The following is a 21,122-nucleotide window of genomic DNA, read 5'->3' as shown; positions in this document are numbered from 1 at the left end:
CGCCCAGACCTGCGGAGAAGGACGTTCGACCATGGTGATGCGCGACCTGCGCTACTTCGGGGATCCCGTGCTCAAGACCGTATGCGATCCGGTCACGACATTCGACAAGAAGATCGAGTCGTTGGTGACCGATCTCATGGACGGGGTGAAACCGGCGGGGCGCGCTGGTCTCGCGGCACCGCAGATCGGGGTCGGTCTGCGGGTGTTCAGCTACGACGTCGGCGGGCTGACCGGATACGTGATCAACCCGGAGATCGCCGAGCTCTCCGAGGAGACGCACGAGATCGGCGAGGGCTGCCTTTCCGTGCCGGAACTGTGGTTCCCGGTGGTCCGCGCGAAGCGGGCCGTCGTACGGGGTGTCGACCTGCGCAACGAACCTGTCGAGGTCGAAGGCGTCGATGTGCTCGCGCAGTGCCTGCAGCACGAGACCGACCATCTCGACGGCAAGCTGTACCTGGACAGGCTCACCATCGAGCGCAAGAAGCGGGCGCTGGGCGAGGCCCGCGGCAAAGACTGGTTCTGGAAGCGCTGATCCCCTCCGTACCGCATCCAGAGGACTAGACGCGGGGGCCGGGGAGGCGGAAGCGCAGGGTGCCGGAGTCGCCGGGGGTGCGTTCGGGGCGGAGACCGATCCGGGCGGCGGTGCGGTAGAGGGAATCGTCGCCGGGCAGGCAGACGGCGGCGAGTTCGCGTTCTCCCCCGGCCTCGGCGAGGACGGCGAGCCTGCTCAGCAAGGCCGTGCCGATGCCTTGGCGCTGCCAGGAATCCTCGACCAGAAGTGAGACTTCGGCCGCGCCGCCGTTGGCCGACGGGATCAACTGGCCGAGACCGATCACGTCACGACCGCAGACCGCGAGCAGGCTGCTCCCCCGCGGCGGCATCAGGAGCCGGTGCAGCCAGCGACGCGGCACGGCGCGCATTCCCGTGTGATAGCGGTGGAAGAGCGTGGTCATCGAGCATCTCTGGTGCAGCGCGGACACCGCCTCCGCGTCGCCGGGGACACCCTTCCGCAGGACGATCGCGGCGCCATCGGGCCGGTCGAGCACGATCGGCCCTGTCACGTTGTCGCGGACGGCGGACATCAGCCCGGTCAGCGCGACGGCTCGGCTCAGTTCCAATTCGACGAACGGTGACCACCGGCGGCGCGCGACGAACGCGGTGCCGCCGTCCCCCGCCGGGAACACCGCCCGGTGCCCGCCCTCCGTGCGGGCCGGGTTCGCCTCGATCGACGGGACCTTGGTGACGACGTCGGCCGCGAGGACACCGCGGAGCACCTCCGCGAGGCCACCGGGCTCCTCGACGGCCCTCTTGGCCGCGGCGAGCGTCGCGGTGGCCGGATCGACCAATTCGGCCAGATCCGCGTCGATGACGGCGGAGCATTCGCACCCCTCGTCACGGATCGCGTCGACGAGCAGTTGCCGGGGCAGTCCGGTGGCCGGCCGCAGGACGATCTCGTCGAGTACGCCGCCGGGGACCGGGAGCACCGACAGCCCGAGGATGTTGCACTCGAGGTCGGCCAGCCGGATGGCGATCCTGGCCAAGGTGCCGGGCCGGTCGTCCACGCGGATCCGGACCCGCCAGGCCGACGCGGCCGCCGTCTCTTCACCGGGGTGAACCTGGGCGGGAAGGACTCGATAGGTCTCCATGACCTCAACGTTCCCGGCCGGTTGTTGCCTGCCCACGGCGCGGGTGTTTCGCTCAGGTCAGCGTTCGGCCCCGCCTCGCAACCCGGACGAAACAACCCGGGCCGACGACTCAGCGCCGCGTGAGCACGCTGAATTCGTTGCCCTCCGGGTCTGCCATGGCCTCACCACCCTGCTTTGTCGAACCCTGCTTTGTCGAACCTTGCTTTGTCGAACCCAGCCCTGTCGCGCCGAGCTCCCGCAGGCGCCGGACCTCGGCCACCCGGCTGCCGCTTCGCCGTGGCGCGATCTCGAACCGCAGCCGGTTCCGGTGCCGTTTCTCCTCGTCCGTGGCGAGGAACTCGATCCACGGGCCGCGGCCGTCCGGCGGCCGCAGACCCACGATCGACTCCTCGCGGACGCCGATCGGCCAGCCCAGCGCGGCCGACCAGAACCGGGCGAGCCGCTCCGGATCGAGGGCGTCGGTGACGACCGACGCGATCGCGCCGGTGCCCGCGTACTGCTCGCGGGGCTCGAGGACGCAGAACTCGTTGCCCTCGGGATCCGCCAGCACCACCCACGGGACCCGTTTCTCCTCCGGCGGGCCCTGGCCGACGTCGATGTGCCGCGCGCCGAGGGACAGCGCACGATCCACCAGCTCCGCCTGGTGCTCCGGCGAACGGCTCGCCAGATCCAGATGCAGCCGGTTTTTGCCCCGTTTGGGGCCCGCCTCGGAGCGGAAGGCCGGTTCGAACGGGGCGTCCCAGCTGAACAGCCCTTCCCAGAAACCCGCCAGATCTCTGGGAAGGGCCGAGTCGAAGACCAGGTTCACCAGGCGTGCTGTCACCCCGGTGAACCTAGACGGCACCTCTGACATTTCTGACCGGTTTGGCTTCCCCACCGACCGGTCATCGTGTCGCGAGCCGCAAAAGGGCCCAGAGTTGTCCCGCCATGTCCTGGTCTCCGCTGACCGTCACCGCCGTCGGACCCGCCCGGCCCCAGAGCCAGCGGTAGATCTTGTCCGGCTGCCCGGTGACCAGATCGTCCGCTCGCTGGGCCTCCTCGGCCGAGCATCGCCAGGCGACCGTCTCCGCGGGCCCGGCTCTGGCGATCCAGTGGTGGCCCGCCGTGCGCACGCCGACCGATCCGGTCTTGGTGCCCGACAGTCCCAGCAACGGCAGCCGCTGGCCGAACCAGAGCGTCAGCGCCTCGTCGATCCCGTCGACAGCGACGTCTTCGGGGATCTCCGACACGTCCCGTCCGGCCGCGCTCTCCGCGTCGATCCGGTGGATCGTCGCCTCGTGCGCCATCCGCCGCCGCCAGAACCCGTAACTGCGGTCCGCCGGCCACCAGGTCGGCGCCAGCTCGTCCGGATGGTGCGCGGACAGTTCGGCGACGAGTTCGTCCCGGCCTTCGCGGAAGTACTCCTCCAGGGTCTGTTCCGGCCCCGGTTTGCGCTGCCAGTGCTCCGGACGCCGCCCGTCGGTGATCCAGCGGCGGGTGACCCGGTACACGCTGCCCACGTGCCGGAGCACCTCACCGAGCGTCCAGCCGGGGCAGGTCGGGACCGGCGCGTCCGCGGACGCGGTGTGCGCCACCTGAGCCATCAACTCGGTCTCGGCGCCGATCACCTCCAGGAACCTGCCCTGGTCGATCATGGCCTGCCCGGCCATCGGGTACCCCCTCTCCGCGGTGATTCAGGCGACATACGCCGAATCACCCATCGGCAGCCCGTGCACCACCCGTCGCACCAGTTCCAGGAACACGGTGGCGGCACGGACCAGCTCGTCCGCCATTTCGACGGTGACCTTCCCGGTGATGCCGGCCTGCGCGGCGGCCCGCGTCGCCGAGTTGGCCGCGAAGAACGCCGCCCACTCCTTCAGCTCGGGCGCCACGGAGTCGAGCAGCACCCAGCCGCTCGCGGGCCGGGCCCGGCCCCGGTGCGGGCGGCCACGCGCCTCCAGCACCGCCGCGGCACCCCTCAGCGCGGCGAGATACGCCCCGATGAACCGCTCCGCGGGATCGGTCTCCCGCTCCGCTTCGCCGAGGCCGCGCCTTGCCTGTGCGTACAAGGAGACCGCCGCGGGTGGTGCCGGCGGGCGCAACGACATCGGCAGGGCGGGCTGCGCGGTGCCCCCCGGCCTCTCGGCTTCGTCGGGGGACACGACCGAAACGGACATGACGACCCTCCTCCTGTACGTGAGCGCCGGCCGGTGCCCGGCGCCGAGGCGCTTCCCCCGCCCCCGCGCCGGGCACCTACCGGTGCGCGCTCACCGAATGTCGAACGTCTGTTCGAACAAGACCAATGTAACCCTGACGTGCCCCTTTCTTCAACCCCGTAGCGGGGTGATCGCCGCATGTGGCGCGGGACACGGGATCGGCCACGTGATCTCATAGGCTCATGAGCACCATCGACCAGTCCGGTCATCCCTCGGTGGCCAAGGTCGCGGCCGCGCTCGCCGAGGCGGGTCAGCAGGTCGCCGCGGACGGGATCCGGATCCTCCCCGCCGAAGTCCGCACGGCCGCGCAGGCCGCCGAAGCGCTCGGTGTCGAGGTCGGCGCGATCGCGAACAGCCTCGTGTTCCGCAGCCGCACCGGTGACGAGGAGACGGCGCTGCTCGCGCTGACCTCGGGCGCGCACCGCGCCGACACCGGCATCCTCGCCGTGTCGTCAGGCGCCGACGAGATCGGCAAGGCGGACGCGGATTTCGTCCGCGCGCACACCGGGCAGCCCATCGGCGGCGTCGCCCCGGTCGGTCACCCGAAGGCGTTGACCACTTTCGTCGACACCGCGTTACGCGCTCACGACGTCGTCTGGGCCGCCGCAGGGCATCCGAAGTCGGTGTACCCCACGACATTCGACGGTCTCGTCGCGCTGACCGGGGGCACTCCCGCGGACGTCGCGGGCGACGGGCAGGATGGGCGCCCGTGACCGCGATGTCCTCGGAATGCACCCGCTACGTCCAGCTGTCCGCGGACGAGTTCCGCGCCCGGCTCCCCGAGGCGCTGACCATCTACGTCGACGCCATGCGCTATCCCGAAGGCACGGCGGAACAACGCGCGCCGATGTGGCTCACGCACGCGCTGCGCGAAGGCTGGCGCTGTATGGCCGCGCTCGACGCGGATGGCGTCCTGCTCGGGCTCGCTTACGGCTACAAGGGCCGCGGCGGCCAGTGGTGGCACGAGCAGGTCCGCCACGGCTTGACCCGCCGTGACGGCCAGGCCGCCGCCGAGCACTGGATGTCCGACTACTTCGAGCTCACCGAGATCCACGTCAGCCCCGAAAGCCAGGGGAAGCGGATCGGCGAAGACCTCCTGCGACGGCTGCTCGACGGCGTTCCCAGCGCCCACGTCCTCCTTTCCACGCCGGAAGGCACCAGCCGGGCCTGGAACCTGTACCGGCGCGTCGGATTCGTCGACGTGCTGCGGGATTACCACTTCGCCGGGGATCCGAGGGCGTTCGCGATCCTCGGCCGGACGCTGCCGCTCTAAGGCTTCGAGTAGGCGACGGCGAGCGCGGCGATGAGCACCGCCGCGCCGCACCAACCGGCGGCGCCGAGCCGCTCCCCCAGCACGGCCGCGGACAGCAGTGCGGCCGTGAGCGGTTCGAGCAGGGCGGACAACGCCGCCGGCACGGGATGCGCGCCTTCGAGGCCGCGGAAGTACGCGGCGTAGGCCAGCGCCGTCGGCACGACGCCGAAGTAGAGGACGAGGGCGAACACGTCGGCCCGCGCCGGCAGGGCCATTCCGAACCACAGCGCCGCGGGTGCCAGCACCGCACCGCCGATCAGGCAACCGAAAGCCGTGGTGGGCAAGGGATCCAGCCCCTCGACGCGGCTTGCCGTCACCAGTGTCAGAGCGGCGAACCCGGCCGCGGCGAGCAACGCGAACAGCACTCCCGCGGCGCCGGCCTCTTCCCCTGCCGTCCCTTGCAGCAGCACGAGTCCGGTCAAGGACCCGGCCAGGGACACCGCGGTCCACGTCGAAGGGAGCTTCCGGGACTTGACGGCCGTCGCGACGGCGAGCAGCACGGGCGCGCTGCCGATGGTGGTCATGGTCGCGACACTCACCGAACTCAGCGAGACCGCGACGAAATAGCTGGTCTGGAAGAGCGCGAACAGGCCGCCGACCGTCAGGAGGCGACGGCGGACCCGCGCCGTGCGGGGAAGGCCGCGGAGGCCTCCGATGAGCCAGAGGTAGCCGGTGGCGATCACACCGCCGATGAGCAGCCGGTACGCGGCGACGCTCAGCGGATGGAGTCCCGCGCGGGAGGCGAGCAGGGATCCGGCGAGACCGCCGGTCCCCCAGAGGACGCCGGCGAGGACGAGCGCGGCCGACGAGCGGGCGCGCGTGGGTACGGCAACGGACATGGGGAAACGCTCCTGCGTCTGTGTCTGTCGGAAAGGGACGTCGACGACGCGGGGTGCTTCTAGCGCATCACGAAGAGGCCGGACGGCTGGAACGCCGTGCGGCCGCGAACACCCCGCTCAGGAGGCGGGGGGTGGGGTGACGAGGAAGATCCGGTGCACGGTCCGAACGTAGCAAGGGGACGGCGGCGGGGCACGTGAATTGCGGCATGGGGCGCGGCGGATCCGTGAGTGGGTGGGCAACACGCGTGCTCAGACGGACGACACGCGTGATTGGACGGACGACACACCGCGCGGCCGGGTCTCACCACGAGTCGTCCACCGGACCATGTCGCGAAAGCCACTTTCGGGACGTCTGATGTCCTGAAAGTGGCTTTCGCGACATCGGCGACAGCAGTGAGCACCAGGGACCGGGCTCAGTCCAGGGCGGCCAGCATCTCCCGCAGCGTGTCCAGGCCCATCCCGCCGAGCGCGAGCGCCCGTGTGTGGAACTGCCTGATGTCGAAAGCGTCGCCCTGCCGGGCACGGGCTTCGTCGCGCGCGGCGAGCCAGAGGCGTTCGCCGAGTTTGTACGACGGCGCCTGCCCCGGCCAGCCCAGGTAGCGGTCGATCTCGTCGTGCACGTGGGCCGGGTCGGTGACGGTCCGGGTGAGCATGAATTCCAGGCCCAGCTCGGGCGTCCACCGCTCGCCCTCGTGGAAGCCGGTGCCCGCCGGGATCTCCAGTTCCAGGTGCATGCCGATGTCGACGATCACGCGTGCGGCGCGGAACAACTGCTCGGACAGCATGCCGAGCAGTTCACCGTCGTCGGCGAGGAACCCGAGGTCCTCCATCAGCCGCTCGGAGTACAGCGCCCAGCCCTCGGCGTGCCCGGAGGTGAACGCCAGCAGCCGCTGGTACTTGTTCAGCGAGGCGGACTGGTCGACGGCGGTCGCGATCTGCAGGTGATGGCCGGGCGCGCCCTCGTGATAGACGGTGCTGACCTCACGCCAGGTGGTGAACTCGTCGCGGCCCTGCGGCAGCGACCACCACATGCGGCCGGGGCGGGAGAAGTCCTCGCTCGGGCCGGTGTAGTACGCGCCGACGGTGCCGCCGGGCGGGGCGATCTTGCACTCCAGCTCCATGACCTGGTCGGAGATGTCGAAGTGCTTGCCCCGCAACGACTTCAGCGCGTTGTCGGACAGGTTCTGCATCCAGGCCTGGAATTCCGACCGGCCGCGCACGACGTACTTCGGATCGGCGTCGAGGACGGCGGCCGCTTCGGCGAGGGTGGCGCCGGGTTTGATCCGGTTCGCGACCTCGCGCATCTCCGCTTCGATGCGGGTGAACTCGGCCCAGCCCCAGGCGTAGGCCTCGTCCAGGTCGAGGGTGGCTCCGGTGAACATCCGGGACCACAGCTGGTAGACCTCGGCGCCGACGGCGTCCTTGGCCGGGGCCAGCGGGGCGAGCTCGGCGCGGAGGAATCCGGCGAACTCCGCGTACGCCTCCTGCGCGGCGTGGGCGGAACGCTCGAGCTCGGTGCGAAGCGTCGCGCTCACGTCCTTCGCCCCGGAGATCAGCGTGGTGAAGAACCCGGTCTCTTCCTTGAGTCCCGCCCAGGTCTCGGCCTGCTCGGCGACCTTGCCGACCTGGCGGAGCGCCGCGACGCGGCCCGCGTCGGCGGCGGCGAGCAGCGACGCGCGGTACTGGTCGAGCGACCCGGAGACCTTGGTCATGCGGGCGGCGATGGTCGCCCAGTCGGACTCGGTCTCGGCGGGCATGAGGTCGAAGACCATCCGCAGGTTCTGCGCGGGACTCTCGATCACGTTCAATTCGGCGAGGTCGAGACCCGCCTCGTGGATCTCCAGGATCAGCCCGATCCGCTCGACGAAGACCGCCTTGGCCGCGCGTTCGCCGTCGTCGCGCGGCTCGGCCGCTTCGATGTCGGCCAGCGCGCGGGAGGCGATCGCGGCCCGGGCGGCGTGCCCGGCAGGCGAGTAGTCGGTCAGCTGGTCGTCGTATCCGGAGATGCCGAACGTCGTCGCGGTGACCGGATCGGCCGCGGCGTACTCGTCGACGTACCTGTCACAGATCTGGTGCACACTTTGCGCGGTCGAAGCCATGCCAGGCACGCTACCGGGACGACGGGCGACTCGGTACGCGGTTACGCGCGGGCCGGGACCAGACCGAGCCTGCTGACCACCTCACGCGTGGCCTTGGACCGGTTGAACGTATAGAAGTGCAGGTCGGGGACGCCTTCGGCGATGAGCCGCTCGCACAGTTCGGTCACCGCGTCGATCCCCGCCGCGCGGAAGGACTTCGGGTCGTCGGCCAGCGGTTCGAGCCGGTCGAGGAGCCGTCGCGGCGCGGGCGCGCCGGAAAGCTTGATCGACGTGTGCAGCGTCCGCAGCGTGGTCAGCGGCATGATGCCGGGGATGACCAGCGCCTCGCAGCCGGTCGCGGCCACCCGGTCACGCAGGCGGAGGAAGTCTTCGGGTTCGAAGAACAGCTGCGCGATCGCGAAATCCGCGCCCGCGCGCAGCTTGCGCACGAGGTATTCGGTGTCGGCCTCGAGATTCGCCGACCTCGGGTGGCCGTACGGGAAGGCCGAGACGCCGACGCAGAAGTCGCCGAGCGAACGCACCAGTTCGACGAGCTCTTCGGCGTAGTTGAGCCCGTCCGGATGCGGCACCCAGTCGCCGTAGACGTCGCCAGGCGGGTCGCCCCGCAGCGCGAGGATGTTCCGCACGCCGACGGCGGCGTACCAGCCGATGACGTTGCGCAGTTCCGCGACGGAGTGGTTCACGGCGGTGAGGTGCGCCATCGGCACCAACGTGGTCTCGGTGGCGACGCGGGCGATGCTGCGGATCGTGCCGTCACGGCTGGAGCCGCCGGCACCGTAGGTGATCGACATGTACGCCGGGTCCAACGGCTCGAGTTCCCGGATCGACTTCCACAGCACGGCCTCGTCGGCCGCGTCGCGAGGCGGGAAGAACTCGATGGAGAAAACGGGACCATCACCCTGCAACCGCTCGACCACCGACGTCATGCCGCCATCGTAAAGGGGAAAGTCCGCTCTCTGGGAGCCCCCTCTCAGGCACTGGACGTGCGACACGGGCCACTCGCCAACGGTTGCCGACCGGCGCCGACCTGGGGAGACTCGGGAGCCATGAGTGCCGAAGACGACACCAGCTGGGACGAAGACGTCCGAGTCGCGGTCTACCGCGCGTTCGCCGAACACGGGAGGCCGCCGACGGCGCCGGAACTGGCCGACGCCGCCCACGGCTCGCTCGCGGTGGCGAAACAGGCGCTGCACCGGCTCGCGGAGCAACGGCACCTCGTCCTCGACGCCCGCGAACACGTCACGATGGCGCATCCGTTCGCGGCGATCCCGCTCGGATTCTCGGTGATGGGCGAACGCACGCTGTGGTGGGGCGGCTGCGCGTGGGACGCGTTCGCGATCCCCCATCTGGTCAAGGCCGAACCCGAGGTGCTGGTGTCCACCCGTTGCCGCGGTTGCGGTGAGCCGCAGGCCCTGATGGTGAACGACCGGACCCCGCCGAAGGGTGGACTGGTCGCGCACTTCCTGGTCCCGGCGGCGCGGATGTGGGACGACGTCGTGCACACCTGCGGCAACCAGCGGCTGTTCTGCGGCGAGTCCTGTGTGGACGGATGGCTCACGGAAACGGGTCAGGACAAGGGTTACGTCATGGATCTGGCGACGTTGTGGCGGCTCGCGGCCGGCTGGTACGAGGGCAGGCTCGACCACGGCTACACCCGCCGGAACCCGGCCGCCGCGGTCGCGTACTTCGAGCAGGCGGGGCTGAGCGGCCCGTTCTGGGGCTAGAGCAGGAACCGCAGCGCGGCGGTCACGACGACGCCGCAGAGGATCGCGGCGAGCACGGGTACGCGCAGCACGTAGGTCACCGCGATCGCGGCCAGGCCCGCGCAAAGCGTCCAGTCGACCCCGGACCAGGCCGGACCGGTCAAGTCGGTGAGCACGAGCCCGGCCAGCAGGGCGGGTGCGAGCAGCGCGATCACCCCGGCCAGGCGGGGCGGCAGTTCCCGGTCGCCGAGCAGGACCGGGCCCGCCGCCTTGAACCCGATGCTGACCAGCGCGACGGCGGCGATGGCGATCCAGAGCGTCATCGCCGCACCCCCAGGCCCAGCAGCGCGGCGGCCGCGGCGCCGATCAGCGCGAGCCCGACCGGCACGAACAGCACCAGGACCCCGGCCAGGCAGGCGGCGAGCGCCGCCGTCTGGACGGCCTCGCGCGAACGGCGCATCTCGTCGATGAGCAGGACCAGGAAGAAACCGGGGAACACGACGTCGAGACCGAAACGCGCGACGACGTCCGGCGGTGGCGCGGCCACGACACCGAGCACGGTGCCCAGCACCCACGCGGGCAACTGGACGAGCGTGCAGCCGATGAGTTTCTCGCGGTCGAAGCGGCCTCCGCCGAGGTGGGCGGCGACCCACGAACCGTCGACGACGGCCTGGCCCTCCCACGCGCGGCGCAGACGCCCGCCGCGCAGGTCCGCGGCGACCGCTGCGCCCATCGGGAGGAAACGGGCGTTGATCAGGGCCGCGGCGCCGACCGCGACGGCGAGGTTGCCGCCGCCCGCGAGCGCGGTGGCCATCGCGAACTGGGCCGAGCCGGAGAACACGACGATCGACGCGACCACCGGCGCCGCGATCCCCCAGTTCAGAGTCTGGCTGTAGGCGCCGAAAGTGACACCGAGGACGAAGGTCGCGACACCCAGGCCGAGCCCGACGCGGGCACCGGACAGGTAGCGCTGCCGGAGCGTTGTCATGGCTCGACCCTAACAAGCTAAACTGAGTTTGACCATTAGGAGGATTCGTGGACGGCCACTGGGACGGGTACGACAGCATCGGCGGCAGTGTGCCGCTGGACCTGGTCAACACCGTTTCCTGGCGACGCGATCCGGCCAGGCGGGAAGACCGGCTTTCGGCTCCGGGACGGCTGTCCGAATGGGTCGTCCTGGTCGGCGCGGGCGCCGAACGGCTGGAGATCTCCGAGGCCGTCCTGGAAACGGTGAAGTCCTTCCGCGAGACGCTCTACGGCGTACTCGTGTCGGATCCGCCGGAGGTCACGGCGCTGAGGAAGGCGCTGCTCGCGGCGTATCGCCACGCCGGACTCGCGCCGTCCTTGCCGCTGCGATGGACGGTGCCGCTGACGGACGGCGCCGCGCTGCCGCACGCGCTCGCGCTGTCGGCCGAGGAGTTGCTGCGATCCGGTGACCTCGCGCGGATCCGGGAGTGCGAGGGGCCGGGGTGCGGCTGGATCTTCACCGACCAGACGCGCAACCGGTCGCGGCGATGGTGCAGTTCGTCGGACTGCGGGAACCGGGCGCGGGCGAAGCGGCATTACGACAAGGGCCGCGGTTGACGTCTGCTTCGCCACATTCCACGGCACCCGACTGGGTCACGGCGGCGTCCTTCCCGGAGGATGTGCTCATGGACACGTCCGCCTACGACGCCGATCTGCCCGCCCACGTCGAGCGGGCGCTGGCCGGGTTCCTCGAGCGTGCCGGTGCCGAAATCCGCCGCACCGAACCGACCGTCGGAGTCGGGATCGACGCGCTGGCCGGATTCGTGCTGGGCGGCGGCAAACGCCTGCGCCCGACGTTCGCCTGGTGGGGCTGGCGCGGCGCGGGCGGCGATCCGGCGGGTCCGGACGTCGAAGGCGTGCTGCAGGCCGTGGCGAGCCTGGAGCTGATCCAGGCGTGCGCGCTGATCCACGACGACCTCATCGATTCCTCCGATTCGCGCCGCGGTTCACCGACGGTGCACATCGCGGGCGCGAAGCTCCACGCCGACAGCGGCTGGCTGGGTTCGCCGAGCACGTTCGGGCTCGCGACCGCCGTCCTGGTCGGCGACCTCGCGCTGGCCTGGGCCGACGACATGTTCGGCGAGGCCCCGCTCCCGCCCGCCGCCTTGGCCGCCGCGCGGCCCGCGTGGCGCGCGATGCGCACCGAGGTGCTCGCCGGTCAGTACCTCGACGTCCGCACGCAGGCCACCGGCGACGCCTCCCCCGAGGCCGCGCTGCACATCTGCAAGCTCAAGACCGCCGCGTACACCGTCCAGCGCCCGTTGCACCTCGGTGCCGCGCTCGGCGGCGCCGACGACGCCCTGATAGCGACGCTGCGCGAGTTCGGCGACGAGGTGGGCGTGGCGTTCCAGCTGCGCGACGATCTGCTCGGCGTCTTCGGCGACCCGTCGGTCACCGGCAAGCCCGCGGGCGACGACCTGCGCGAGGGCAAGCGGACGCTGCTGGTCGCGCTGGGCCTCCAAAGGGCGGCCGAGCAGGGCAAGGACGCGGCGGCGAAGGTCATCTCCGACGCCATCGGCGACGCGCACCTGTCCGAAGACGCCGTCGAGACGGTGCGTGAGGCGCTGCAGGACGTCGGCGCCGTCGACGCGGTGGAACGCCGCATCGACGAGCTCACCGAGTCCGCGATGGCGGCGTTGGACCGCGCCCACCTGGCCGAGCCCGCTCCCGCCGCGCTGACCGGGCTGGTCGTCAAGGCGACCCAGCGGACTTACTGATGCGCACCGTCACCGGTCCGAGTGACCACGTGGTGGTGATCGGTGGCGGGCTCGCCGGGCTTTCGGCGACGCTGCACCTACTCGGCGCCGGACGCCGGGTGACCCTGCTGGAGCAGGACAAGAGCCCCGGCGGTCGTGCCGGGCAGGCGGATTTCGGCGGCAACACCGTCGACACCGGGGCCAGCGTGCTGACCATGCCGGAACTGCTCGACGAGGCCTTCTCGGCGGTCGGCGAATCCTTGGCGGACAACCTGACGCTGACACGGCTCGACCCGGCCTATCGCGCGAGGTTCGCCGACGGCAGCACCATCGCCGTGCACACCGAAGCGGCGGCGATGGAGGCCGAGATCCGCGCGGCCGCCGGTCCGGCCGAAGCCGAGGGGTACCGTCGGCTGCGACGCTGGCTGACCGAGTTGTACGCGGTCCAGAAGGACCACTTCATCGGCGCGAACTTCGACTCCCCGCTCGATCTCGTCCGCCCGGAACTGGCGAAACTGGCCGCACTGGGCGGTTTCGGACGGCTCGGCCCGAAGATCGGCGGATTCCTGCGCGACGACAGGGTGCGCCGCCTGTTCTCCTTCCAGGCGCTCTACGCGGGACTCGACCCGGCCCGCGCGATCGGCGCGTACGGCGTCATCTCCTTCATGGACACCGTCGGCGGGGTCTACTACCCGTCGGGCGGGATGGGCGAGATCGCACGGGCACTGACGGGCGCGGCCGAACGGGCCGGTGCCGAAGTGCGCTTCGGCACCGAAGCCGCTTGGCTGGAACGGGTTTCCTCGCGGGTGCGCGCGGTGCGGACCCGCTCGGGCGAGCGGATCCCTTGCGACACCGTGGTTCTCGCGACCGAGCTCGGCACCGCGTACCGGCTGCTCGGCGCCCGTCCCCGCCGGCCGCTGCCGCTGCGGTACTCGCCGTCGGCCGTCGTGCTGCACGGGCACACGCCGAAAATTTGGCCGGAATTGGGCCACCACAACATCTTCTTCGGTCACGCCTGGGAAAAGACGTTCTCGGAGATCATCCGCGAGGGCAGGCTGATGAGCGATCCGTCGCTGCTGGTGACGCGCCCGACCGCGACCGAACCGGGGCTCGCCCCCGGCGGCGGCCAGGTGATCTCGGTGCTGGCCCCGGCGCCGAACCTGCGCCGCGGGAAGATCGACTGGGACAGGGTCGGCCCCGCCTATCGCGAGGAACTCCTGCGCACGCTGGAAAAGCGCGGCCTGACCGGCTTCGCGGGCGGCTTCACCATCGACGAAACGATCACCCCGGCGGACTGGGCGAAGCGCGGCCTCACCGCGGGCACCCCGTTCTCACTCGCGCACACCTTCGCCCAGACCGGCCCGTTCCGGCCGGGAAACCTGGTGCGGGCGGCGGAAAACGTCGTACTGGCCGGCTGCGGGACCACGCCGGGCGTCGGCATCCCGCCGGTGGTGATCTCCGGCAGGCTCGCGGCGGGGAGGGTCACCGGCCGATGAACGAACTCGACGCCGCGGGCATCACGGCGCCGGCGTTGCGGTCGGCGTACACCGAATGCCGCCGCATCAACGCGCACTACGGCCGCACGTTCTTCCTCGCGACCCGGCTGCTGCCGCCGCGGACGCGGCCGTTCGCGCACGCGCTGTACGGCTTCGCGCGGATGGCGGACGAACTGGTCGACAATCCCGCGCCCGGCACCGATCCCGCGGTCGCGCTGGACGAGGTCGCGGAACGTCTCGCGCGGGTCTTCGACGGCGCCGCGCCCACCGATCCGGTGCTGGCCGCGCTCGCCGACACCGTGCGGCGCCACGATCTGGACCGCGAGCTGTTCGACGCCTTCCTGCGGTCGATGGCGATGGACCTCAAGATCACCGAGTACGCGACCTACGCCGATCTCCGGGAGTACGTCCACGGTTCGGCCGAGGTGATCGGCCTGCAGATGCTGCCGGTCTTCGGCACCGTCGTCCCGGTCGCGGAGGCCGTTCCCGGCGCGGCCGCGCTGGGCGAGGCGTTCCAGCTGACCAACTTCCTGCGCGACATCGGCGAGGACCTCGACCGGGGAAGGCTGTACCTGCCCACCGGGGAACTGGCCGCGTTCGGCGTCGACAGGGAACTGCTCGAATGGTCGCGCGCCCGCGGGCTGCCGGACCGGCGGGTGCGGCGCGCGCTGGCCGTGTCCGTCGCGCGCAACCGGGCGGTGTACCGCCGCGCCGAAGCGGGAATCCCGTTGCTGCGCGAAGAATCCCGGGATTGCGTGCGGACGGCGCTCGTACTCTACGAAGGCATTCTCGACGAGATCGTGGCTCTCGGTTACGACGTGCTGAACACGCGCGCCGTCGTGCCCCGCCGTCGTCGCGCGGCCGTCGCCCTGCCGAGGTTACTGGCGAGCGCGTGGAGCAACTCCAGGCTTAAGGTGCGATCATGACCTCTGCTGCGAACAGGAAGATCCGGATCGGCGTGCAGCTGCAGCCGCAGCACGCCGAGTACAAGGCGATCCGGCGGGCGGCTTCGGAAGCCGAAGACCTCGGTGTGGACATCGTGTTCAACTGGGACCACTTCTATCCGCTGTACGGCGAGCCCGAGGGCCTGCACTACGAGTGCTGGACCATGCTGGGCGCCTGGGCGGAGTCCACGTCACGGGTCGAGATCGGCGCGCTGGTGACGTGCAACAGCTACCGCAACCCCGAGCTGCTGGCCGACATGGCGCGCACCGTCGACAACATCTCCGACGGGCGGCTGATCCTCGGCATCGGCTCCGGCTGGTTCGAGAAGGACTACGACGAGTACGGCTACGAGTTCGGCACCGCGGGCGGGCGGCTCGACAACCTCGCCGAGGCGCTCCCGCGGATCGAAAGCAGGCTCGGGAAGCTGAACCCGCAGCCGGTCCGCAAGATCCCGGTGCTGATCGGTGGCGGCGGCGAGAAGAAGACGCTGCGCCTGGTCGCGAAGCACGCCGACATCTGGCACGGCTTCGGCGACCCGGAGGTCGTCGAGCGCAAGGTGAAGATCCTCGACCAGCACTGCGCCGACGTCGGCCGGGACCCGAAGGAGATCGAGCGTTCGGTCGCCGTCGAGGGCGAGCCCGAGGAGCTGGGCCCGAAGCTGCTGGAGCAGGGTGTCTCGCTGTTCACCGTGGCGACCGGCGGACCGGACTACAACCTGGACAAGCTGCGGTCCTGGATCGCTTGGCGCGACAAGCAGGCCTGAGCTACCTGGTCGTTTGAAGTCCGTGAAGGGCCCCTTCCCTACCCTGAGAGTAGGCAAGGGGCCCTTCACGGACCGCAGCCAGAACCCAGCAAGCACTCAAGACACGCTTGGCTCTGACCGAAACGCCACTCACGAGCGCTGCTGCCGGTGAGCCGCGACCCGCTCCCGGGTCGCACACCGCGTCGAGCAGTACCGACGCGGACTTCCCCCGCCTAAGTGCGCGAAGGGCTTCCCACAGCCCGAAGCGGCGCACAGTCCGCCCGGTGGCGCCTGGCGGTCCGCCAGCAGCACCGCCAGCGCCAGCGCGGACGACGTCACCAGCCACACAGCCCACGGCCCGTCGTCCGCGTCGTCGATGTGCAGATGCCAGCCGAACCCCGCATCGTGGTCGGTCAGCCGCGGCGGACGCGCGTACTGGGCCAGCAGCCGGTTGAGCGTCCCGGCGGCCTCCGCGACATCCCGCGCCGCGAACACCTCCCGCAGCTCCAAGGCGGCCTCGCGCAACGACGCCACATCCGAAGGTCCCAGCTCGACCGAAGTCTCGCCGTGCGCTTCCAGCACGACCTGGACGTCCGAAACCGACGGTTCCGATCCGAGCAGGACCACCACCAGATCCACCGCGCGCTGCGCCGCCGCCCTCGCGGATCGGCCGGGCAGGAAATCCCGCTGCGTCGAAGCCATGCAGCCACTGTAACGTCTCATTCATGAGAAGCCGTTACAGACTCGCCGTCTACCTCACCGGTGCGACGGTCGCCCGAACCGGTGACGAGCTATCCGGACCGGCGTTGCTCCTGCTCGGCATCAGCGTCGACGGTTCGGCCGCCACCGGATCCGCGCTGCTGGCGGGCCTGACGATCGCCGCGGCGGCGGGCGGGCCGCTGCTCGGCGCGCTGCTCGACCGCAGCGCCCGGCCCGGACGGCTGCTGGCGTGGGCGCTGCTCGCCTACGCGGGCGGGCTCGGCGCGGTGCTCGCGCTCGTCGAAGTCCCCGCCGCGATCGCGGTGGCCGTCGCGGCCGGGCTGCTCAACCCGGCCCTGGCGGGCGGCTGGACGGCGCAGCTGCCCCATGTCCTCGGCGGGACACCGCTGGCGAAGGCCAGCGCACTGGACGCGATGACGTTCACCGCCGCGAGCCTCGCCGGGCCGGGGCTGGCTGGGCTCGTCGCCGCCTACGCCGGCGCTCCGGCCGCGGTGGCCGTCGCGATCACGCTGGTCGCGGCGGCCTTCCCCGCGGCGTGGTCGCTCCCCGCCGCCGAAGCGAAACCCGCGAGACCGATCCGCCGTCAGCTCGCCGCCGGGTTCGCGGTCCTCTTCCGCAACCGCGCGCTGCTGCGGGCCACCGCCACGTCCACGGTGTCCTTCGTCGGAATCGGGATCGCCGTCGTCTGCTATCCGCTGCTCGGCGCCCAACGGCTGGGAAACCCGGGCTTCGGCGCGCTCCTGCTCACCGTGCTGGCCGCCGCGTCACTGGTCGCGAACGCCGTACTGGCCCGCAGGCCGCCACCGCCGGACCGCACCGTGCTCGTCACCACCGGCTTGCTGGGCGCGAGCTTCCTGCTCGCGGCGGCGGGACACGACATGGTGACCCTGCTGGCCGCCGCTGTACTCGCCGGTTTCGCCGAAGGACCACAACTTTCGGCGCTTTTCGCCATCCGGCATCGCGAAGCGCCCCCGGAAGTGCGGGCTCAGGTTTTCACGACGGCGGCGAGCGTGAAGATCACCGGACTCGCGACGGGTGCCGCGGCCGCGGGCCCCTTGAGCACACTCTCCGTAACCGCCGGATTAGGTGCCGCGGCGGGATTCCAACTGCTCGCGGCTGCGACGTATGTCGTGCTCAGAACGTCCGGGCGGACTAGAACGCCATCGCCTGCGCGCGCCGCTTGACCTCGGTGCCGTGGCTGGTGCGGAGCGCGTTGACCGGGGTGGCCCCGGGCAAGGTCTCGTCTTCGGCGAAGAGCCAGCGCAGCATCTCCGTCCGGCTGAACCCGGAGTCCGCGAGCACGGTGATGGTGCCCGCCAGACCCTTGACCACGCCGTCCTTCACCAGGAACGCGACCGGCACGTACAGGTCGCCCTTGCGCCGGACGGCGATCAGGTGACCGTCGCGCAGCATCTGGCGGACCTTGTTGGCCGAAACGTTCAGCGCGGTCGCGACCTCCGAAATCGGGAGAACGGCCACATCTGCATCGAGAACGTCGTCGGCGACGGGAATACCACTCACAAGTGACACTGTGCCACATTCCGCGTTCCGCCCCATTGGTACGCATGGGTGACTACCTCGCCATCACGGAGAGTGTCCGATTGCTCACGCATACCGCCGATTCGACGAAATGACGGAAATCGTGATCCCCGGCGACCCAGGTCCCGTACACCAGAACATGGGCACTTCCGTACGATCCATAGCCGTGACACGCACGGACCCCACTCTGGTGGGCACTCTGCTCGAGGGCCGCTACCGGGTGGACAAGCTGCTCGCACGCGGTGGGATGTCGTCGGTGTACCGCGGCGTCGACACCCGCTTGGACCGCCAGGTCGCCATCAAGATCATGGACCCGCGGTTCGCCGACGACAGGTCCTTTGTCGAGCGCTTCGAACGGGAAGCCCGTTCGGCGGCCCGGCTGCACCATCCACATGTGGTGGCGGTGCACGACCAGGGCTTCGACACCCCCGGCGGGGAGGAGTCCGGCCGCGCGTTCCTGGTCATGGAACTCGTCGACGGCGGCACCCTGCGCGAACTGCTCGCCGAACGCGGTCCGCTGGACGTCGCGCTCGCGCTGAGCATCGCCGAGCCGGTGCTGTCCGCGCTGGCCGCGGCGCACGCCGCCGGACTGGTGCATCGCGACGTCAAACCGGAGAACGTGCTCATCGGACGCGGCGGGACGGCGCTCTCGGGCGGCGTGGTCAAGGTGGGCGACTTCGGCCTGGTCCGCGCGATGGCGAGCGCGGGCACCACGAGTTCGAGCGTCATCCTCGGCACCGTCGCCTACGTCTCGCCCGAGCAGGTCGCCACCGGCGCGACCACCTCGAGCGGCGACGTCTACTCGGCCGGGATCCTGCTGTACGAAATGCTCACCGGGCGGGCGCCGTACACCGGCGACACCGCGCTCTCGGTGGCGTACCGGCACGTCAACGACGACGTCCCGCGTCCGAGCGAACTACGCCCGGACATCCCGCCGATGCTGGACGAGCTGATCCTGCGCGCCACCCGGCGCGACCCCGCGCAGCGCCCGCCCGACGCCGCGGCGTTCCTCGCCGAGCTGAACCACCTGCGCACCGCCCTCGGTGTCCCGGCGGTCGGCGTCCCCGTGCCGCTGCCCGCGGACGCCGACCGGGAGACCGACGCCGAACGCACCACCCCCGGCATCCCGGCCGTCCCGGCGGTGAACCCCGCCACCGCGACGACGGTGCTGACGCCGGTCGCCGAAGCGACCATGCCGGTCGCCGAAGCGACCATGCCGGTCACCGGCCCGCGCGGCACCCAGGCGATACAGCGGGAGCAGCAGTTCCCCGCCGCCCAGCCGCCCCGGACGCCTCCCCCGCGTCCCAAACCGACCGCGGACGACGACGAACCGCAGTCGCGCAAACGCCTCTACCTGATGATCGCGGCCGCGGTGGTGATCCTCGGCGGCCTGATCGGCGCGTTCGCCTTCATCCTCAACGACACCGGACCGACCTCGTCGTCGGTGCCGGCGCTGACCGGGATGAACCAGGCCGCGGCCGGTGACGCGCTCCGGTCGGCGAAGCTGACCCCGGCCTACACCGAGGAGTACAGCGACACCGCCGCCCAGCACACGGTGATCCGGTCCGATCCGGCGGCGGGCACGTCGCTCGCGCCGGGCGCCACGGTCAACGTCGTGCTGTCCAAGGGCCGCCCGATCGTGCCGGACATCCAGGCCGGGACGAGCCAGCAGGACGCGGAGACGGCGATCAAGGCCGCGCAGCTGACCCCGGGCCTCGGCGAGCAGGAGTACAGCGACGTCGCCAAGGGCAAGGTGATCCGCGTCGACCCGAGCCCCGGTTCGCAGCTGAACATCGGCGGACAGGTCACGCTCATCCTGTCGAAGGGCCCCGAACCGCTTCCGCCGGTCCCGGACGTCACGGGCCAGGCCAAGGACGCCGCCTTCCAGATCCTGCAGCAGGCGGGCTTCCAGCCGTTCCAGGCGGGCGAGGAGTTCTCGGACCAGTACGCGGCAGGCCAGGTGATCCGCACCGACCCGAAGGGCGGCGGCAAGGCCAGCAACCGCCGGATCGGGGTATTCGTTTCGAACGCCGTCGAAGTACCCAATGTGACCTTCAAACGGATGGAGGAGGCGATCCAGATCCTGCGCCAGGCCGGGCTGGACGCCGACCGTGAGGGTCGAGGAAACGGCAACGGCCACGGCGGCGGAAACGGTGGTTTCGACTTCGTCCTGCAGCAGGATCCGCAGCCGGGCACGAAGGTGCCGAAGGGCACGAAAGTGCGGCTCAGGGGCTTCGGGTGACGCGAAAGGTGCGGTGAAACCGTTCAGTACCGGCGTGGTCATCGGATACCGTGAGCCGCATGGTGGTCGTTGACGGCGTGAGCGGCAGGTCGGACAGGTTCGCCCCGCGTACTGCCACACCCGATCCGCGATGAGCTTCTTCGCCGACGGACCGCGCGGCCGCCCCCTGTTCCCGGTGCCGGAACAGGAGCTGTTCGGCTACAACGGCCGCCCCTGGGTGGACTCGCCGCACGAGTACATCGTCCCGGCGATCCTGCCCTGGTCGATGCCGCTGGGCCGCGGCGAACGGACCATCGTGGCGCTGCGCGGCATCGAGGTGTGGCCGGAGGCGGTGTCCTTCCAGCTGTCGGTGTACTCGCGGGATCTCCTGCTGGACGAACCCGGCGAGGGCCTGATCGACCACCGCCGGGTCCCGGACTACAACGCGCTGCTGGTCGGGGTGCTCTTCCCCGACGGCCGCCGGGCCAGTTCGGAGACCATCTCCGTACCGTCCGCGACCAAACCGGACCAGCCGGTGCTGCGTGCCCAAGGGCTGGGCGGTTCGGCGTTCCACGTCGACCACGAGATCTTCCTGTGGCCGCTGCCGCCGGACGGACCGCTGGAGTTCGTCGTCCAGTGGCTCGACCGCGACATCGAAGAGACGCGCACCTCGCTCGACGGCACCGCGATCCGGGACGCCGCCAAGGAGGCGGGCGAGATCTGGCCCGGTCTGCCCGCCCGCGAGGCGCACGGGCTACCGGTCCGCCGGGTCGGGGCGCAGGCGATGATCACCCCCGCCTGGCCCCGCGAGTCGCAGGCTCCGCCTCCGCTCCCCCAGCCGAAACGTCCGCCCGCCCAGGTGACGGCGGACCAGCCGCGGCGGGGCGCGCCGCTGCCGACCCGCCTCCCGCGCCGGGCACGCTGAGGGTCGGTAACCCGTAT

The 21,122-nt window shown here is 71.0% G+C and carries 23 protein-coding genes; 12 read left to right on the top strand and 11 right to left on the bottom strand.

The window, feature by feature from the left end:
* Nucleotides 1-31: 31 nt before the first annotated feature.
* Nucleotides 32-532 (top strand): peptide deformylase, encoded by a 501-nt coding sequence (gene def, locus HDA45_RS33635; RefSeq protein ID WP_184902192.1) that lies wholly within the window; start codon nt 32-34, stop codon nt 530-532.
* Nucleotides 533-557: 25 nt separating this feature from the next.
* On the opposite strand, the gene HDA45_RS33630 is transcribed toward def, so the two are convergent.
* The 4 genes from HDA45_RS33630 to HDA45_RS33615 all read right to left on the bottom strand — a co-directional run bounded on the left by HDA45_RS33630 (nt 558) and on the right by HDA45_RS33615 (nt 3,802).
* Nucleotides 558-1,646 carry a GNAT family N-acetyltransferase gene (locus HDA45_RS33630; protein WP_184902190.1) on the bottom strand — a complete coding sequence of 363 codons (1,089 nt, stop codon included), beginning with the start codon at nt 1,644-1,646 and terminating at the stop codon, nt 558-560.
* A 109-nt stretch (nt 1,647-1,755) separates the two neighbouring features.
* Nucleotides 1,756-2,469 (bottom strand): VOC family protein, encoded by a 714-nt coding sequence (locus HDA45_RS33625; RefSeq protein WP_184902187.1) that lies wholly within the window; start codon nt 2,467-2,469, stop codon nt 1,756-1,758.
* Between the two features lie 61 nt (nt 2,470-2,530).
* Nucleotides 2,531-3,295: a maleylpyruvate isomerase family mycothiol-dependent enzyme gene (locus tag HDA45_RS33620; RefSeq protein ID WP_184902185.1), complete on the bottom strand. Its 765-nt coding sequence runs from the start codon at nt 3,293-3,295 to the stop codon at nt 2,531-2,533.
* A 24-nt stretch (nt 3,296-3,319) separates the two neighbouring features.
* A complete protein-coding gene (locus HDA45_RS33615; protein WP_184902183.1) occupies nt 3,320-3,802 on the bottom strand; it encodes an SAV_6107 family HEPN domain-containing protein in 483 nt (160 codons plus the stop codon).
* A 221-nt stretch (nt 3,803-4,023) separates the two neighbouring features.
* Between HDA45_RS33615 and HDA45_RS33610 the strand changes: the two genes are divergently transcribed.
* The gene (locus tag HDA45_RS33610) at nt 4,024-4,554 is read left to right on the top strand and encodes a YbaK/EbsC family protein (protein WP_184902181.1); all 531 of its coding nucleotides are present in this window, start codon (nt 4,024-4,026) and stop codon (nt 4,552-4,554) included.
* A complete protein-coding gene (locus HDA45_RS33605; protein ID WP_184902179.1) occupies nt 4,551-5,114 on the top strand; it encodes a GNAT family N-acetyltransferase in 564 nt (187 codons plus the stop codon). The genes HDA45_RS33610 and HDA45_RS33605 overlap by 4 nt, the downstream gene beginning before the upstream one ends.
* Here the strand turns inward: HDA45_RS33605 and HDA45_RS33600 are convergent.
* From HDA45_RS33600 to metF, 3 genes are all read right to left on the bottom strand, one after another.
* Nucleotides 5,111-5,992: a DMT family transporter gene (locus HDA45_RS33600; RefSeq protein ID WP_184902177.1), complete on the bottom strand. Its 882-nt coding sequence runs from the start codon at nt 5,990-5,992 to the stop codon at nt 5,111-5,113. The genes HDA45_RS33605 and HDA45_RS33600 overlap by 4 nt on opposite strands.
* Nucleotides 5,993-6,405: 413 nt before the next feature.
* A complete protein-coding gene (locus HDA45_RS33595; protein ID WP_184902175.1) occupies nt 6,406-8,091 on the bottom strand; it encodes a DUF885 domain-containing protein in 1,686 nt (561 codons plus the stop codon).
* Between the two features lie 41 nt (nt 8,092-8,132).
* Nucleotides 8,133-9,017: a methylenetetrahydrofolate reductase [NAD(P)H] gene (gene metF / locus HDA45_RS33590; protein ID WP_184902173.1), complete on the bottom strand. Its 885-nt coding sequence runs from the start codon at nt 9,015-9,017 to the stop codon at nt 8,133-8,135.
* A gap of 120 nt (nt 9,018-9,137) precedes the next feature.
* Between metF and merB the strand changes: the two genes are divergently transcribed.
* Nucleotides 9,138-9,815 carry an organomercurial lyase gene (gene merB, locus HDA45_RS33585; RefSeq protein WP_184902171.1) on the top strand — a complete coding sequence of 226 codons (678 nt, stop codon included), beginning with the start codon at nt 9,138-9,140 and terminating at the stop codon, nt 9,813-9,815.
* On the opposite strand, the gene HDA45_RS33580 is transcribed toward merB, so the two are convergent.
* Together HDA45_RS33580 and HDA45_RS33575 are read right to left on the bottom strand one after the other, a co-directional pair.
* Nucleotides 9,812-10,117: an AzlD domain-containing protein gene (locus HDA45_RS33580; protein ID WP_184902169.1), complete on the bottom strand. Its 306-nt coding sequence runs from the start codon at nt 10,115-10,117 to the stop codon at nt 9,812-9,814. The two genes, merB and HDA45_RS33580, sit on opposite strands and share 4 nt — an antisense overlap.
* Nucleotides 10,114-10,782, bottom strand: coding sequence for an AzlC family ABC transporter permease (locus tag HDA45_RS33575; RefSeq protein ID WP_184902167.1), 669 nt, complete (start codon nt 10,780-10,782; stop codon nt 10,114-10,116). The genes HDA45_RS33580 and HDA45_RS33575 overlap by 4 nt, the downstream gene beginning before the upstream one ends.
* Before the next feature lie 47 nt (nt 10,783-10,829).
* On the opposite strand from HDA45_RS33575, the gene HDA45_RS33570 reads away from it, so the two are divergent.
* The 5 genes from HDA45_RS33570 to HDA45_RS33550 all read left to right on the top strand — a co-directional run bounded on the left by HDA45_RS33570 (nt 10,830) and on the right by HDA45_RS33550 (nt 15,721).
* Nucleotides 10,830-11,378 carry a CGNR zinc finger domain-containing protein gene (locus tag HDA45_RS33570; RefSeq protein WP_184902165.1) on the top strand — a complete coding sequence of 183 codons (549 nt, stop codon included), beginning with the start codon at nt 10,830-10,832 and terminating at the stop codon, nt 11,376-11,378.
* Between the two features lie 68 nt (nt 11,379-11,446).
* Entirely contained in the window at nt 11,447-12,538 is a 1,092-nt protein-coding gene (locus HDA45_RS33565; RefSeq protein WP_184902163.1) for a polyprenyl synthetase family protein, read from the top strand.
* Nucleotides 12,538-14,013, top strand: a complete 1,476-nt coding sequence (crtI, locus tag HDA45_RS33560; protein WP_184902161.1) for a phytoene desaturase family protein — start codon at nt 12,538-12,540, stop codon at nt 14,011-14,013. The genes HDA45_RS33565 and crtI overlap by 1 nt, the downstream gene beginning before the upstream one ends.
* Nucleotides 14,010-14,939: a phytoene/squalene synthase family protein gene (locus tag HDA45_RS33555; protein ID WP_184902159.1), complete on the top strand. Its 930-nt coding sequence runs from the start codon at nt 14,010-14,012 to the stop codon at nt 14,937-14,939. The genes crtI and HDA45_RS33555 overlap by 4 nt, the downstream gene beginning before the upstream one ends.
* Nucleotides 14,936-15,721, top strand: coding sequence for an LLM class F420-dependent oxidoreductase (locus HDA45_RS33550; protein ID WP_184902157.1), 786 nt, complete (start codon nt 14,936-14,938; stop codon nt 15,719-15,721). The genes HDA45_RS33555 and HDA45_RS33550 overlap by 4 nt, the downstream gene beginning before the upstream one ends.
* A gap of 129 nt (nt 15,722-15,850) precedes the next feature.
* On the opposite strand, the gene HDA45_RS33545 is transcribed toward HDA45_RS33550, so the two are convergent.
* Nucleotides 15,851-16,402: a CGNR zinc finger domain-containing protein gene (locus HDA45_RS33545; protein WP_184902155.1), complete on the bottom strand. Its 552-nt coding sequence runs from the start codon at nt 16,400-16,402 to the stop codon at nt 15,851-15,853.
* A 23-nt stretch (nt 16,403-16,425) separates the two neighbouring features.
* Between HDA45_RS33545 and HDA45_RS33540 the strand changes: the two genes are divergently transcribed.
* On the top strand, nt 16,426-17,604 hold the full coding sequence (locus tag HDA45_RS33540) for an MFS transporter (protein ID WP_184902153.1): 1,179 nt from the start codon (nt 16,426-16,428) through the stop codon (nt 17,602-17,604).
* Here the strand turns inward: HDA45_RS33540 and HDA45_RS33535 are convergent.
* A complete protein-coding gene (locus HDA45_RS33535) occupies nt 17,573-17,941 on the bottom strand; it encodes an Rv2175c family DNA-binding protein (RefSeq protein ID WP_184902151.1) in 369 nt (122 codons plus the stop codon). The two genes, HDA45_RS33540 and HDA45_RS33535, sit on opposite strands and share 32 nt — an antisense overlap.
* A 184-nt stretch (nt 17,942-18,125) precedes the next feature.
* On the opposite strand from HDA45_RS33535, the gene HDA45_RS33530 reads away from it, so the two are divergent.
* Together HDA45_RS33530 and HDA45_RS33525 are read left to right on the top strand one after the other, a co-directional pair.
* Complete coding sequence (locus tag HDA45_RS33530; protein WP_184902149.1) at nt 18,126-20,201, top strand: PASTA domain-containing protein; 2,076 nt, start codon at nt 18,126-18,128, stop codon at nt 20,199-20,201.
* 130 nt (nt 20,202-20,331) lie between these two features.
* A complete protein-coding gene (locus tag HDA45_RS33525; protein WP_184902147.1) occupies nt 20,332-21,105 on the top strand; it encodes a hypothetical protein in 774 nt (257 codons plus the stop codon).
* The last annotated feature ends 17 nt before the right edge of the window (nt 21,106-21,122 follow it).

Source organism: Amycolatopsis umgeniensis (assembly GCF_014205155.1).
Lineage (GTDB): Bacteria > Actinomycetota > Actinomycetes > Mycobacteriales > Pseudonocardiaceae > Amycolatopsis > Amycolatopsis umgeniensis.
Note: the sequence above shows the minus strand (reverse complement) of the source record. Positions and strands in the feature narration are given on the sequence as shown.